Genomic DNA, 15342 nt, shown 5'->3' on the forward strand with positions numbered 1-15342 from the left:
AGACAGACATGATAAAAAACACGATTTTCATGGCAGTCGCGGCGCTGGCGCTTTGCGGCTGCGGACAGAACGGGACGAAAAAAACGGGGCAGGCGACCGGAGCGGACAGGGACGGCCACGACTGCATCGGATCGGCCGGCTACCAATGGTCGGAGGCGCGTAAGGATTGCATCCGTCCGTTCGAAGACGGCGTCAAAATGCTCCCGACGACCCAATCCGATACGGGCGCCGTATATGCCGCTTACATCGTATTCAGCGCCGACTCGGCCCAGGCGGAACTGTTCCTGCCCGGCAACGAAAAAACCGAAGTGCTCGACCGGCGCGACTTGCCCGGCGGCGGGCACGCTTGGAATGTCGAGGACGACGACACGAAAAACGTCCGGCAGGCGGATGGACATTGGGTGATCGAACAGCGCGGCAATACGATCTACGTGCAAGACCCCTATCCGATCAACGTCGTTTTCGACGGCACGGACGGCAAGACGAAAAAATGCTACCGGATCGACGTCGTTTTCGAACCGGATCTGGCGCGGGTCACCCTCGACGGGACGGTATTCGACTTGACGCAGTACGTGACCGCCGACGGTTTCGGATACAAGAACGACATGATGGATCTGCGCGGCAAAGGCCGCGAAGCCACGCTCACGATGCGCGACGGACTCATCCTGTCGCTGACCGAACGGAAATAGCTACACATTCCCTATTTAACTCAATACTAATCCAATGATCAATTTCGAATATTACAATCCGGCAAAAATCATCTTCGGCAAAGGCGTCGAGAACGGCGTAGGCCGGGAAGTCGCCAAATATGGGAAACGGGTGCTGCTGCATTACGGCGGCGGGTCGATCAAGCGCAACGGCCTGTACGACCGGGTCGTAACATCGCTCAAAGCCGAAGGGTTGTACGTCGCCGAACTCGGCGGAGTACAGCCCAATCCCCGCCTGTCGCTCGTCCGCAAAGGCGTCGAAATCTGCCGGGAAAACCGGATCGATTTCATCCTTGCGGTAGGCGGCGGCAGCACGATCGATTCGTCGAAGGCCATCGCGGCCGCGATGCGCTGCAAAGACGACATCTGGGACTACTACCTGTACGACGACAAGCCGATCGAGGGAGCGCTGCCCGTAGGCGTCGTGCTGACCATTCCGGCAGCCGGTTCCGAATCGTCCGACAGTTCGGTCATCACCAACGAGGACGGCAACTACAAACGCTACATCGGCGGCGAATGCCTGATCCCGAAATTCGCGTTCATGAATCCCGAAGTGACTTTCACGATGCCGCCGCACCAGATTGCAAACGGCTGCTCGGACATTGTCGCCCACTTAATGGAGCGTTATTTCACGCGGGTAAAACACGTCGATTTCACCGACCGCCTGATCGAGGGAGCCATCCGCACCATTCTCTACCACGGCCCGATGGCCCTCGAAAATCCGACCGATTACGACGTCCGCGCCGAGATCATGTGGGCGGGCACCGTCGCGCACAACAACCTGCTGAACACGGGACGCATCGGCGACTGGGCCAGCCACGACATCGAGCACGAACTGAGCGCGCAGTACGACATCGCGCACGGGGCGGGCCTGTCGATCGTATTCCCGGCGTGGATGAAATACGTTTACAAAACGGACATCGACAAGTTCGTTCAATTCGCCGTGCGCGTATTCGACGTTTCGCTGGCTTTCGACGATCCCGAAAAGATTGTTTTCGAAATGATCGCCCGTCTCGAAAGCTGGTACCGGAAAATGGGCCTGCCCACCCGGTTGAGCGACGTGGGGATCGGCGAAGAGCACCTGCGCGAAATGGCCGAAAAATGCCTCGCCGAACGCGACGGACGCAACGGGCTGGGAAATTTCCGGGCCCTGCACGTCGAAGACATTTACCGGATTTACAAACTGGCGCTGTAATCGCAGTTCCTGAAACATCGCTCGGAACGACAAAGCCGGAGTCTCAAGACTCCGGCTTTGTCGTTTCCATTCCGTATCCGAACCGGAAATCTCGCGGTATTCCGGACATCGACGTTACGGCGGCCCGGATTCCGGATCGCCGATTCTCCATATAACGAACCGTCGGAGAACCAAACGATCGCCCGATTTCCCGACACTCCTTACCCAAAAAAAATACACGAACTTCAGATCGCTTAGGTAGATCGATCCTTACATACAAAAGCGACTTATCGCCCCGACCGTTACTCTGCGAAAAACGCGTCGCAGAAATTCAGTATCGAAAAGGGGTCTTTTTTCAGTTCGCGAACATGCTCTTTACTCTCCACCCCCTTCTCGTAACACTCTTTGAGCGCCTCGCAATTCGGGATTTTTTTCTTGAACACGAACATCATTTCACTCCAACCGGTAGAGGCGCCGCCGACTGTCAGGAAATTATGAACCGCGCTATCGCCCCGGAAACGGATGCCGTAACAATCGCACGTCGTCGTTTGCCTCCCCTGGCAGCCTGTCGAGGCATATCCCCGCCTCCAGTAGACCGTGCCCGCCCCGGCCGCTTTTTTCAACTCGCGTCAGGCTGCGTACCGTGCGGTCAAGATTTTTCATGCACGGCCGGACCAAAGACTGCACCTCCCAACGCTCGACCGACGTCTTGCTCAAATAGGACAAAGTAATATAATCTGTAAAGTTTTTCTATGACAAATCAGTGAGTTGGACAGATGACTCTGTAAAAATCGTTACCGTTTCGTTACCTATTTGAAATCTTGGAGAATAATAGGTTGATTTACAGGATGTGTTATTTTTAAGCCTATGGCGAAAAATGCGGTTTTAAGCGTTTTTTCGGTGGCAGAATATATTCAGAAAATGCTATTCCAAACGCATGTAACACATTATTGTCCATAGTTTAGCCGTTTTTCCGCATATATCCCTTCTGTATTACGACTTTCTCCGACTTTATCGTGCACAAAAAACGACTGATAATATTGATTTTTAATAAAATTTATCTAATTTGCAAGAACTTCATAAAAGAATACTTAAAGTCGTTAAGTCGTTTTACAGTTGCATTTTGCATAACCAGTTATATACCAATGGATATAACATACTCTATATCTCTGATTTTCGATTGCATTGCGCTTCATGGGTATGCTAATCCGCATTGGACTCTTGACATTCTTGGGGAAAGGTCGGATAATAACACTTCATCGAGATTTCCTTTTTACATTTAAAGCAATACTAATTATTTCCGGACGAATAATTTATTGTATTCGGTCGGGGAATACTCGTAACCTGATAAAAACACAGAATCGATTAGTCGAAAGAGAAGGGAAATACAGCTTATGTAAAGTTATTCAATAACAGAGAGGGCATAAAACGGCACGGAACTTTTTAAGAGAATATAAATATCCGTGCGATTGTGAAGAGCATTGTGATAGCTTGGATCATAAGATCTGAGAGAGAAGGAGTTCTAATCACATTGTAGTTTTATAAAAAACTTATAAAACTGATGTCTATGTTACTCGACAGACAGACCCGTCATTTGATTCTCAGCTACCATTTCGCCCCCAATGCGGGATTGCTCAATGGGAAAATGGGAGGCGTGGCGTTTTTCGGACAATATGCCAAACATACCGGCAAAGCCTACTTCCGCGAATACGCGGAAGAACTGCTGGACGAAGTGTTCGACATGGTTCACGAAAACATCCCTATCAACTTCGTCGACGGACTGTGCGGTATCGGCTGGGGCGTCGAACACCTGATCCAAAACGCTTTGTTGGAAGGCGATTCGGACGATGTGCTGGAGGACATCGATAAAAAAATCATCGAACGCGATCCCCTGTATATCGAAGAGCTGTCGCTGCATAACGGTATATGTTGGAAACGACGCCGCTCTGGAAAGATTCCTATACGATGCTCGAAGGAATCGCGGGCATCGGCCTAATCCTGCTATCGACGCTCGATATGGAGCGGAAAAGCGAATGGGCGGACTTATTTTTATTATAAACAACCGGAGAAACCCGAAAATCCGTAAAAAGGACAAGGAAAACAATTTAGATTTTAATCGGTATTTTATTATGAAAAAGATAGTTTTATACATTTTGTTGATGTTGGGAAGTTCGCCTTTTCTGAAAGGCGAAAACGGCCCTATGTCTCAAAATGAACAGCAAGACCGTATTTTTTCTTTTTTCTCGGATATCGAGTCCCGTCATGAGGAGAAACTATGGCTTCATCTCGACAAACCGTATTACGCAGCCGGGGATACGATCCGGTTCCGGGCCTACCTGAGCGATGCCATGACACTTTGTCCCGATACGTTATCCAATTTTATCTATGTCGATCTGTTCGATCGAAGAAACAAACTGATCTCATCCAAAAAGATCAAACGCGATTCCGTCGGATTCGCCAACAATCTGTATATATCCGACACGCTGTCCGCCGGGGAATATACCCTGCAAGCCTACACCGGTTGGATGCTTAATTTCGATCCGTCCTGTTTCTTTCAGAAAAACATCCTGATCGGCAGGACGGCATCCGACATCCGCACCGATATCACATACACCGATAAGGATATGATGGTTATCCGTTTCTCCGACAAATCAGGTTCTCCGCTTTTCGGCAACGAAGCTTCCTATGAACTTTTCGACCGCAATGGCAAACAACTTTCTTCGGGCCAGCAACCCACCTCCCCTTCCGGAGCATTGTTCGTTACCCTTCCGACCGATTCCACCCTAAACGGCGCTTATGCCGAAACCCGGCTGAAACTGGGAAACGGCACCCTATACAAACGCACGTTCTTTCCCGAACCTCGGACGGCCTCGTTCGATATCCAGTTCCTGCCCGAAGGCGGAAATTTAGTTCCGGGAACACCGCAGATCGTCGCCTTTAAAGCTGTGCAGTCGAACGGATATCCAGCCGAAGTCCGCGGAGCTATATTGAACTCTGCCGGGGATACCGTAGCCCGTTTTAGCAGCGAACACGACGGTATGGGAATATTTCTGCTGACCCCGCAGTCCGCAGAAACGTACCGGGCCGTTACTTTTTGCGATACGCTCAGCGTATCCACCCCGCTCCCCTCGATACATGAAAACGCCTGTGCATTGACCGTTACCCAAAGCGAAAACAATCTGCGTTACCGGGTTCTGGGAACAATTCCCGAAGGGAGCGTGCTCGTAGCCCATACACGCGGGCTTTGTCATTTTGTCCATTCGGTACCCCCGAACAATCCCGAAGGGCTGATTAAAACAGATTCGCTGCCCGAAGGAATCTTACATTTACTGCTGGCCGATTCGTTCGGTATTCCTAAAACAGAACGATTGGTTTACCTGTCCCGTCCTCAAGAACAGTGGCAGGTAACACAAGATAAACCGTCCTACGGGAAACGGGAGAAAGTCCGGATCGACATTACCGTGGGAAAAGGCGGACAGCCTCTCGAAGGAACTTTCTCGGTCAGCGTAACCGATGCCAATACCGTCAAAACGGATTCCCTCTCGGAAAACATCCGTACTAATTTGCTGCTGACTTCCGATCTGAAAGGCTATATCCATAATCCGGGCTATTATTTTCTGGACGACTCCCCTGCACGGCGGCATTATCTCGATCTGGTTATGATGACTCACGGTTGGCGGAGGTTCAAAACGGATGACCTGTTCCATCCGGAACCGTTCACGCCGAAACATTATATCGAACGTGGACAGTATATTTCCGGATATGTCTCTACTGCCGGAGGAAAAGTTGCAAAGCAAGCGTCGGTTACCGCTTTTGCATTCAATAAAGACAACGTGGTCGGCAGTACGGTAACTGACAGCATGGGACGGTTTCTTATCGAAGGATTGGATTTTCAGGATAGCACCGTGTTTTTTATCTCTTCGAAAAACAAACGAGGCGGAAGGATTCCATGTGAGGTTAAAGCCGACAAGCTTTACTCGGGATTGAAATTCAAACCCTTGCATCCATTTTTTACAGAAGACTCGCTACGGAGTCGCAGCGACGATTTACAGCGTTACCTGGCTTCGTTCCCGAAACCCAATAACGACGGTCTTGGGGAATACGAACTTGAAGAAGTAACCGTGACAGCAAAAGATCCGAACCGTCCCGCAGTCGCCATTTACAAAAAAATAATTGACGATACTGCTCGCATCGCAAAATTCGGGTCTATGTCTTTGGAGCATTATATAAAATTTTTACCCGGAGTTGTGAACAATGGCGATTGGATTAGCTTGAGATCGCCATCCGGTTTTTCTTATCCGGCCCAAATAAGAATCGACAACGAGATTATTTATGGCATGGCCCAGTTGTACCGTTTTTTTGCAAAAGAGGTTGATTATTTCAAATTGGAGGTTCCCTCTATTATGAACCCGCCGCTAACGCCGAGAGCTATTTTTTGGGATAACTATCCCTGTCGGCTTCATATTTTCTTGAGAGAAGATGTTAACGGCATCCGAAATTTTGTCGTTTATAGGACAAATGGATATGCCAAGCATACCGAGTTTTACCATCCGGTTTACGACACTCCGGAGCGACTGGCGAATAAAACCCCGGATCGTAGGACGACGCTCTATTGGGAGCCCTACCTACGGATCGGGGACGACGGCAAGGGTACGATCGAGTTTTACACCAACGATAAAGATAAGTCTCGTTTGGAGGTCGTAATCGAGGGTATTGCGACGGACGGATCGGTATGCAGAACGCTACAAAGATTGGAGTGATTCAGAAATAGGAAATTTGATCGGATAGGATGTCTATTTCATTTGTTATAAACGGATTGTAAAAAAAACAAGGATATGAAACAGGGCGTTTTTCGTGTAATGTTGCTGCTGCTGGGTATTACGGCAGGATTCGGTGGGGTACGCCCTTCCGTATCCGATGGCTCTGAGCCGGACACGGTATCCTCTCCGGAACTCGACAGCCTCGCTTCTTTCTTCGCCGGGGTCCAGTCCCGTCATCCCGAGAAGCTCTACCTTCATCTGAACCAGCCCTACTACGGAGCCGGAGACACCATGTGGTTCAAGGCCTATCTGACGGACGCCGTATCCCACAGGCCCGATACGCTCTCGAACTTCATATATGTCGACCTGGCCGACAGGTGAGGGAAGGTCGTCGCGGCACGGAAGATCAAGCGCGATTCGCTGGGGTTTGCGAACGGGCTCCCCCTGCCCGATACGCTGCCCGCGGGAGAGTACACCCTCAGGGCGTATACCGGATGGATGCTGAACTTCGAGCCCGCATTCTTCTTCCGGCGCAACATCAACGTGGGAAATACCCGTTCAGACCGCATACGAACCGACATAACCTATACTTCCGCTCAGGCAATCGTGCGGTTCGCCGATGCGGACGGACGACCCATACGCGACGCGGAAGCCGACTACGAACTGTTCGACCGGAACGGCAAACGGGAAAAGGTGCGCGTCGAGATCGGACTGAAAGACGACGGTGGAAAACCGATAGAGGCCGATCTGTCGGTAAGCGTAACGGACCGCAGGGCCGTAAGGTATGATTCCCTGGGAAATTAGAGCCACGGCGGCAGGGGCGTAAATCCAAAGCCAGTCCGGCGACGACGATCGAGCCGGATGGGAAGCGTCGCAAACGCGAGCCGAAGAACTACAAAGTGCTGGTATTCGATGCGTCGATGCGGCTCAAAGGAATCCATCCCCCACTGAAGGATACGGCACGGCTGTATAACCTGCGGGCCGAGGCGATAAATAAGCTATGCAAGATCAAACGGCCCTCGCAGGAGACCGGGCTCTCGTTCCACTACTGGTGGAAAGTGCTCGACTTCGACATTACCGATTTCGAGCTGACGGTATCCCGCTACGACGAGCTTTGTAAACGGAAGCCTGCGGATGCGGTACTGGATAATTAAGATTAAAAACTATTGAAGATATAAATCCTGTTACCTAACGAAAGCCTCTTTCCCTGGTAAGAAAGAGGCTTTCGCAATGAAATAATCTTCGTATATTCACTCTGTCTCTGAATGCCGACTTATTTGTCCGCCTGGGCGGCGAGGTAAGCGTCGTACATATCCAACATCCACGCGTCGTTCTCTTTAGCCTCTTTTTTGCGCACCTTGCCTTCGGAGCCTTTGAACCATGTTTTGCAGAACTTCTGCAATCCGGGATGCTGTTTTTCCACCAGCATGGTGTTGACCAACATATACGGATAAACGGTCCGGTCGGGATCGTCGTGGAAACGGATGCCGTATACGGTCTTCAACACCCGGCGGTCGATATTGCCGACCCGCTCTGTTGTCCATATCTTCCACCAATAGGTAGTGGCGTTCTGGCTGGCTTTGTTCAGGCAGACCAACCTGCGGAATGTGCGATAACGGTCCTTGAGTCCGGGAGAAGCGATATCGAGGGCTTCCCAGCGGATGCCGTCCGGATGGGCTTCGGTCTTCTCGACGTATTCGATGCTTTCGACCTCGTCGGCCGTGTACTTGACCGGCTCCTTGTCGTCGGGTGTCTTGGCGAGCTTGAACGAGTAATTTTCCTTTTTCAGTACGGAGGATTCGGCGTGCCAACTGCGCTGCAGGTAACCGTCGACTTTCTCGCCGGATGTAAGGGTTACTATTACCCGGCGGAATTCCTGATCTTCCGGCTTCTTGGCCTGTGCCTGACTGATTGTGCCCAACGTGACCAGCACGGTGGCAGCGAAAAGTAAAAACTGTTTCATATGCTTTATTTTAGGGGTTAATATTTAGTCGGATCGTAGTCTCGCAGCATAAGAATCGTTTTGTCCCGGTAGGCATTCGATCGGCGTATGCGCTCGGCAAGTTCGGGATCGTCGTCTATATAACGGGCGATGCGTTCGCGGAAAACGTCTTTCGAACGACGGTATGTACTGCCAATGTTTTGAAATTCACTTTCGTCATGTTTCTGAAGGAAATAGGCCACACGCGAGCTACTGAACCATCCGCTTCTCTGCCGAACCAGCATACCGCCGTTCGTGTCGACACAGTAACCTTTTTTCGAATAAATGCAGGCCCTAATATGCGGCGTCTCGACGTAAACCCACATCCAGCCCGGATCGGACGCCCAAACCAACTTGCGGACGTGTTCCGGGGTCTTGGCATGCCAGCAAATCACCGAGTCTATATCTCCGGCCGGCAATACATCTTTGGTTTTAGTTTTCCGGAAAGCGTCTCGAAATATTTTCAGTTTGCCGGATTTTTTGGGGAGTTGCAATCGGTCGTCGCCCGTACATTCGACGACCGATCCGTTTTTCAAATAGATGCGTCCTTCAACAAGGGCCGCTGCACGTAACGGTGCTGTTGTTGCGAATAGAAACAGTAATAGTAAACAATACTTCATGTTTTCTCTCTTTTATAGGATGTTACAGTTGTAGCTATTAAAGCACCCCGAATGTTCGGTCGATATGTTCCCGTGGTCAAATTAGCGTAAAGTTCTTGTTGAGCATAGTTCGTATCTCAATCCCCAATTTTGTCGGATTGATCGGCTTAGCGACATAACCGTTGAAACCGTTTTTGAGGATTTTTTCCTTATCCGATGCGAACGCATAAGCCGTCACGGCGATGATGGGAACCGTCTTGGAAAATTTACGGATCTCCCGGGTAGCTTCGTAACCGTCCATGTTCGGCATATTGATATCCATGATGATCAACTGGGGACTGTGCTCCCGGCAGAGTGCCACCGCTTCGCGTCCGTTCCAAGCGTGGATGAGTTTGTATTCCGTTTTCAGGATGGATTGGAACAGCAGGAAGTTGCTTTCACAGTCCTCGGCAACGAGGATCGTGATGTTCTTCCTCCCCAGTGGAACTTTCGGAGTCTCCACAACGACTTGTTCCGCCTTTACGATCTTGGCGGGCAGATACGGAATTTTAAACCAAAATGTAGAGCCTTTGCCCTCACCCGCAGATTCGACGCCTATCGACCCGTTCATCTTCTCGACGATTCCTTTGCAGATAGAGAGTCCAAGTCCATTGCCCGGCATGAAATCGTTCAGTTTGACGAAACGCTGGAAAAGTCGGGTCTGGCCCTCAGGAGAGATCCCCATGCCGGTGTCTTTCACGAAAAAGTAAATCTCGTCTCCGCGCAATTCGTATCCGAAAACAATGCTTCCGCTCTTTGTGAACTTTCGGGCATTGGAGATCAGGTTGATCAACACCTGCGACAAACGGTTGGGTTCGGTACGGACGACACAATCGGTCGCACCAAGCATAAAGTTGAGTACGACTTCGGGCTGCAAGCGCAGACGCTCCGTACTGTCTATCGTACGGATCAGATCGTTGAGGTCCGTAGCCCTGTATATGAAGTCGAGCGTATTGGATTCGACCTTAGCCAGATCGAGTACGTCGCCGATCAACTGCAACAGCAACTGGTTATTGTTCTCGATAATGTTCACAAACTGTTGTTTCTCCTGTTCGTCCTCGGTGGTGAGCAGCAGGCTTGAGAATCCGACGATGGCGTTAAGCGGTGTGCGGATCTCGTGACTCATATTGGCCAGAAACGCCGACTTCAAGCGGTCTGACTCTCGGGCCTTCTCTTTGGCCGCAACAAGTGTCTGCTCCTGTTTTTTGCGCTCGGTGATCAGCAATAGTGAGCCGATAAGCGCTTTCGCCCGTCCCCGGTCGTCACTTTCAACTACGGCAGCATGTACCTCCAGCCAGTCGGTGCGCGATTGTCCGTTCTTGTCGGTAACCACCCGGAACTCGGTCTTGATGTACTTGAGCTTCCCGTCCAAAAAATCGCGGTAGGTCTGTTTTATGTGCGCCGCGTCGTCGGGATGGATGCGCTCGAAATACTCGGCATCCTCGATAATGTGGACCAGGTGGGTCGATCCGCGTTGTGCGGTAAAGTTCATGTGCCTCAATATGCGCTGAGCCTCGCAAGCGATTTTATGGCTCTCCAGATCCCAACGCCACGGAATAATATGGGCCACGCTCAGGGTAATGTCCAGTTTCTCCGCAAACTCCCTCAACTCATTGGCCGCCTTACTTTTGGCCGTGATATCGATAGCGAAAATATCCATCTCCCGATCTCTCTCCGAGAGATACATCAAAAACTCGTAATAAGTGTCGGTCTGTTTGAAGTAGTGTGAAAAAGTAACGGGGAAACGGTTCCTCAGAGCGGTCTCGGCCATGTTCGAAATATATTCAGGAGCGAACAGTTTATAGGAAGCGCCCGGCAGGACATTTTGCCGGACCAGACTGGCAAAGGCCTCGTTTCCCGAATGATACTCGATGTCAGCAACACGTCCGTCGGCCCCGTAACACACGGTGGCCTGCGTATAGGCGATCGGCATATGCTCGACCAGGTTGGCATGCGTTCTGAAAAGAGCCATCTTTTTGCGTTGGAATACCGTATTGAGGATAGCGATAATGATCGTCGCTACAAAAATGACAAGTGCTACGATGATGTACCAACTGTATAATTGCCAGAATGTTTTGGGTTTATCAAGAAACACCGTACTCTCGGGGCATCTGTCCACAGGGATCTCATCCCGAACGAGCTTGGGGTAATTGACGATGGGGAACGCCTCTGTTGCATAGGCGAAAGGAACCGTGCGCATAGGTACGCCGTCCAACATTTGGTTGACGGCATTCATGACGGCTGCCTGAGTCTGCTGCGGATCGGGGAAATACCCGCCGTCAATGCCGTTACTCAAATAAGCGCTCCGGAGAGCGAAAACCGGACGTTTAGCTGCCGAGATCATCCGGGCATCACCCGAGATCAGCATTGGAAACCCATGCACATTGATGCGTTCGTAGAACCAGGTAGAAAGCAATAGCCCAACCGAAGGATCACGGTCGTTCAGATACTGCCGCATAAGATCACTATTGTGCTCATTGCCTACGAGCCATTCGTACCCCAGGTCAGGGTAGGTCTCCTTTATATACTGGCGGATAAGCCCGTTTAGGTAGCGGTTCAAGTAAAATTCATCGGCCATGAACACCACCTTGCGCATTCCGGGCAACATCCTCACCATCATATCGATCGTCTCCCTGTACAAATCAGGCACTTCGATCATTGTGAAATTGTATTTGCCTTGCAGGTCGATCAACGGTTTAAGCATATCGTCCGATACATCGGATGTTTCGCCCGTTATATAAAATTCCTGCGGACCGCATACTTTAGTTTTGGAAATCAACACCATCGGAATATCGCCCCATTCCTTCACGATGCGCTCCCTTAGAGTAAAGGACATGTTGCCGATCAGTACCAGATAGTCGGGTTTTCGATCCTCGAAACGCTGAAATATACCATTCTCAACCTGACGGTACATCGACTCGTTACGGATGAACGTACCGTTCATATGGATGATATCGGCACGCACGCCATCCGTCCGGGCGGTCAGCAATGCGATCGGGGTGATCAGTTCTTGGCTCCACGGAGCCGCCTCATTATAGGAGTTGATGATGAGCAAGCGGTGCTCCCTGGCTTCAGCCACCTGCGAAGTGAAAGAAAAACTTAGTCCGGCAAATATGAAAACAATATGTCTGACAGATAAAAGCAGCTTCTTTTGCATTACTCCGATTGCTTTTTTATTATACGATACATGCAGTCCATTTTGCACGGCACCATGACTGTACGCGCTATTTTGGGTAAGACAAAAATAAATTATATCGCTCTAAAAATCAAAAAACGCTGCTCATTTTTAGCAAGACGAACATATCAGCTATAAATTTATCACGGGCAAGTTTGCTTACAAGGATTTGCCAAATATCGAGCATACGGGAACGTGATCCCGCCGATTAGATCGCTGTATGTATTGTGATAGTGTCCGTCCGCCAGCCGTCAGCATGGCTCAACACTTCGCGGTAGAACCGATGCTACTTATCTTTGCTGTGCAGTTCCAGCAAATCGAAATCACAAAGACACACGAATTGCTGTTCGGGTGTCAGGCGCATGACGGGATTAGGCCGTGTCGATAGGCGCCATACCCCCGTAATAGAAGCAGAACAGGAACAGGTCGAGGTAGTAGCTCTCCGATTTCGAAATCAGGCTGCGGGCCATGGAGTCCATAGCCCGCAGCAATCCATAGAGACCGTACTCGGCGTGGTTTCCGCTTCCCGGAACTTGTCGTTGGTGCAGATGAATACGTCCACATCCGTCCCCGGAACGTTCTTTTTCGAGGCTTTCTTGACCACTTGGTAGAACGAATGGAATTTTACAACTTCCTCAGTCCGCCGCGAGAGTTCCTCTTTGTTCCCTCGGATTCGATGAAGAAAACATAGTCCACCACCAAAATACGGGCTTTTACATAACGAAAATGCGAAAAACCTATTTCCCGATCAGTTCCACGCTGCGACGGATAAAGTTGGTCAGATTCTCCCCTTTCAGCATACTGTTGGACAACAACGCCAGATCGACTACCTGCTTGACCAGTTTGTTCTCGCGGCCGATCTCGGTCAGGCGCTCGGTACGCTGGCGGCGCAGGTCTTCCACCTTCTTATCGACCTCCTGTTGCTTGTCTTTTTCTTCCTGCGAAAAATCTTCCGTCTTCTTGTCTTTGACCAACTCTTCGAAACTGCGCTGCTCGGCGATCGCCGCATCCAACTTTTTATTGGTCGTCTTGAGCTTGTCGCCGTAGCTGGCCTCGACTTCGCCCAGTATCTCCGCCACCAGCGGATGATTGCCGTTGATTACCACGTTGAAGTTATCGGGCAACTGGCCGTAGAACTGCATCCCGGATCCTCCCATCGCAGCCATATCTTTCATACGACGCATGAACTCGTTCTGAGTAATCATCACCGGCATCTGGTTTTCGGCCATCGGCTCGAACGACACGGTGTAACGGATCTTGTCCTCGGCGGGCAATTGCGCTTCGAATACCGGACGCAACAAATCCTGCTGGGCGGAACTGAGCGCCATCTTCAGGTTGTTCTCCTTCTCGATCAGCTTGTCGACCACGTCGGCATCGACCCGCACAAAACGCGTCCCCTGATTCTTATTCTCGAACCAACCGATGAAATGGGTATCCAACTGTCCGTCCATCACCAGCACGTCGTACCCTTTGTCGCGCGCGGCGCCGACGAACGAATTCTGCGATACCGGATCGTTCGTATAGAGGTAAATCACGTTGCCGTTCTTGTCGGTCTGATTTTCCTTGACCAGCGCGGCATACTCGGACAGCGTGAAGTATTTGCCCTCCGTATTTTTCAGCAGCACGAAATCGGCCGCTTTTTCGGCGAACTTTTCGTCGGTGATGATTCCGTACTGAATGAATATCTTCAGATCGTCCCACTTTTTCTGGAACTCTTCGCGGTGCTGCGCGAAAAGTTCGCTCAGGCGGTCGGCCACTTTCCGCGTAATGTAACTCGAAATCTTCTTAACGTTCGAGTCGCTCTGCAGGTAACTTCGCGATACGTTCAGCGGGATGTCCGGCGAGTCGATCACGCCGTGCAGCAGGGTCAGGAACTCCGGCACGATCCCTTCGACCGAATCGGTCACGAACACCTGATTCGAATAGAGTTGTATTTTGTTCTTCTGAATCTCGAAATTGTTCCGTATCTTCGGGAAATAGAGGATACCGGTCAGGTTGAACGGATAGTCGATGTTCAGGTGAATGTAGAACAACGGATCCTCGGCCATCGGATAGAGCGTCCGGTAAAACTCCATGTAATCCTCCTCGGTAATGTCGGTCGGCTTTTTCGTCCACAACGGATCGGTCGCGTTGACAATGTCGTCCTGGTCGGTATCCACGTATTTACCGTCTTTCCACTCCTGTTTTTTGCCGAAAGCGATCGGCACGGGCAGGAAGCTGCAATATTTCTTCAGTATCTCCCGGATCCGCGCCTTGTCGGCGAATTCCTTGCTGTCTTCGCTCAGGTGCAGGATTACGTCCGTACCGCGACTACGTTCCGTAGAAGCCTCCTCCATCGTGTATTCGGGCGATCCGTCGCAGGTCCAGTGCATCGTTTTGGAACCCTCCTTGTAAGAACGAGTCACGATCTCGACCTTGTCGGAAACCATGAAAGCGGAATAGAACCCCAATCCGAAATGCCCTATAATCGTCTGGTTTTTATATTTTTCCAAAAATTCTTCGGCGCCCGAAAAAGCGATCTGGTTGATATATTTGTCGATCTCTTCGGCCGTCATGCCGATCCCCGAATCGGAAATCGTCAGTATCCGTTTGTCGGTATCGAGCGATACGCGGACCGTCAAATCGCCCAGTTCCCCTTTGAATTCGCCCATCGATGCGAGCGCTTTCAACTTCTGGGTGGCGTCTACGCCGTTCGAAACCAACTCGCGCAGAAAAATTTCATGATCGGAATAGAGAAATTTTTTAATAATCGGAAAGATATTTTCCGTTGTAACTCCAATTTTCCCGTTTTGCATAGCTTTTATCGTTTTAAACAGTATTCGTTTTTACGAACAAAACCGAATCAATTAATGTGCCAGCACCGAAAGCCTGACAGATTGTCAGAAGAATGCCCGCACTCCGACTGAC

12 protein-coding genes are annotated in these 15342 nt (G+C 50.5%); 7 read left to right on the forward strand and 5 right to left on the reverse strand.

Annotated elements, in window-relative coordinates; translation table 11 throughout:
* Positions 1 to 8: 8 nt before the first annotated feature.
* Both C1A08_RS13195 and C1A08_RS01610 read left to right on the forward strand, forming a co-directional pair.
* Positions 9 to 689 (forward strand): MliC family protein, encoded by a 681-nt coding sequence (locus C1A08_RS13195; RefSeq protein ID WP_118458306.1) that lies wholly within the window; start codon positions 9 to 11, stop codon positions 687 to 689.
* A 34-nt stretch (positions 690 to 723) separates the two neighbouring features.
* Entirely contained in the window at positions 724 to 1902 is a 1179-nt protein-coding gene (locus C1A08_RS01610) for an iron-containing alcohol dehydrogenase (protein ID WP_101570931.1), read from the forward strand.
* A gap of 281 nt (positions 1903 to 2183) precedes the next feature.
* Here the strand turns inward: C1A08_RS01610 and C1A08_RS01620 are convergent, their stop codons facing one another.
* Positions 2184 to 2504, reverse strand: a complete 321-nt coding sequence (locus C1A08_RS01620; protein ID WP_101570936.1) for a hypothetical protein — start codon at positions 2502 to 2504, stop codon at positions 2184 to 2186.
* A gap of 944 nt (positions 2505 to 3448) precedes the next feature.
* Here C1A08_RS01620 and C1A08_RS01625 point away from each other — a divergent pair.
* The 5 genes from C1A08_RS01625 to C1A08_RS01645 all read left to right on the forward strand — a co-directional run bounded on the left by C1A08_RS01625 (position 3449) and on the right by C1A08_RS01645 (position 7795).
* Entirely contained in the window at positions 3449 to 3877 is a 429-nt protein-coding gene (locus C1A08_RS01625) for a hypothetical protein (RefSeq protein ID WP_145996492.1), read from the forward strand.
* A 133-nt stretch (positions 3878 to 4010) separates the two neighbouring features.
* Entirely contained in the window at positions 4011 to 6641 is a 2631-nt protein-coding gene (locus C1A08_RS01630; protein ID WP_180951504.1) for a carboxypeptidase-like regulatory domain-containing protein, read from the forward strand.
* 75 nt (positions 6642 to 6716) lie between these two features.
* Positions 6717 to 7022 (forward strand): hypothetical protein, encoded by a 306-nt coding sequence (locus C1A08_RS01635; protein WP_101570942.1) that lies wholly within the window; start codon positions 6717 to 6719, stop codon positions 7020 to 7022.
* Between the two features lie 117 nt (positions 7023 to 7139).
* On the forward strand, positions 7140 to 7445 hold the full coding sequence (locus C1A08_RS01640) for a hypothetical protein (protein WP_101570944.1): 306 nt from the start codon (positions 7140 to 7142) through the stop codon (positions 7443 to 7445).
* 95 nt (positions 7446 to 7540) lie between these two features.
* A complete protein-coding gene (locus tag C1A08_RS01645; protein ID WP_101570946.1) occupies positions 7541 to 7795 on the forward strand; it encodes a hypothetical protein in 255 nt (84 codons plus the stop codon).
* 119 nt (positions 7796 to 7914) lie between these two features.
* On the opposite strand, the gene C1A08_RS01650 is transcribed toward C1A08_RS01645, so the two are convergent.
* The 4 genes from C1A08_RS01650 to htpG form a co-directional block, all read right to left on the reverse strand.
* Entirely contained in the window at positions 7915 to 8604 is a 690-nt protein-coding gene (locus C1A08_RS01650) for a hypothetical protein (protein ID WP_101570949.1), read from the reverse strand.
* A gap of 17 nt (positions 8605 to 8621) precedes the next feature.
* The gene (locus C1A08_RS01655) at positions 8622 to 9041 is read right to left on the reverse strand and encodes a hypothetical protein (protein ID WP_228385768.1); all 420 of its coding nucleotides are present in this window, start codon (positions 9039 to 9041) and stop codon (positions 8622 to 8624) included.
* A gap of 277 nt (positions 9042 to 9318) precedes the next feature.
* Entirely contained in the window at positions 9319 to 12339 is a 3021-nt protein-coding gene (locus tag C1A08_RS01660; RefSeq protein ID WP_228385767.1) for a response regulator, read from the reverse strand.
* Between the two features lie 833 nt (positions 12340 to 13172).
* Complete coding sequence (htpG, locus tag C1A08_RS01665; RefSeq protein ID WP_101570953.1) at positions 13173 to 15230, reverse strand: molecular chaperone HtpG; 2058 nt, start codon at positions 15228 to 15230, stop codon at positions 13173 to 13175.
* Between the last annotated feature and the right edge of the window lie 112 nt (positions 15231 to 15342).

Origin of the sequence: Alistipes sp. cv1, assembly GCF_900240235.1 — a bacterium.
Taxonomy (GTDB): Bacteria; Bacteroidota; Bacteroidia; order Bacteroidales; family Rikenellaceae; genus Alistipes_A; species Alistipes_A hominis.

Excerpts from the sequence above, each read along its gene's own strand:
- C1A08_RS01630 (WP_180951504.1), top strand. The coding sequence starts at position 4,011 with ATGAAAAAGATAGTTTTATACATTTTGTTGATGTTGGGAAGTTCGCCT.
- C1A08_RS01650 (WP_101570949.1), bottom strand. The coding sequence starts at position 8,604 with ATGAAACAGTTTTTACTTTTCGCTGCCACCGTGCTGGTCACGTTGGGC.
- C1A08_RS01625 (WP_145996492.1), top strand. The coding sequence starts at position 3,449 with ATGTTACTCGACAGACAGACCCGTCATTTGATTCTCAGCTACCATTTC.
- C1A08_RS01640 (WP_101570944.1), top strand. The coding sequence starts at position 7,140 with ATGCTGAACTTCGAGCCCGCATTCTTCTTCCGGCGCAACATCAACGTG.
- C1A08_RS01635 (WP_101570942.1), top strand. The coding sequence starts at position 6,717 with ATGAAACAGGGCGTTTTTCGTGTAATGTTGCTGCTGCTGGGTATTACG.
- C1A08_RS13195 (WP_118458306.1), top strand. The coding sequence starts at position 9 with ATGATAAAAAACACGATTTTCATGGCAGTCGCGGCGCTGGCGCTTTGC.
- htpG (WP_101570953.1), bottom strand. The coding sequence starts at position 15,230 with ATGCAAAACGGGAAAATTGGAGTTACAACGGAAAATATCTTTCCGATT.
- C1A08_RS01610 (WP_101570931.1), top strand. The coding sequence starts at position 724 with ATGATCAATTTCGAATATTACAATCCGGCAAAAATCATCTTCGGCAAA.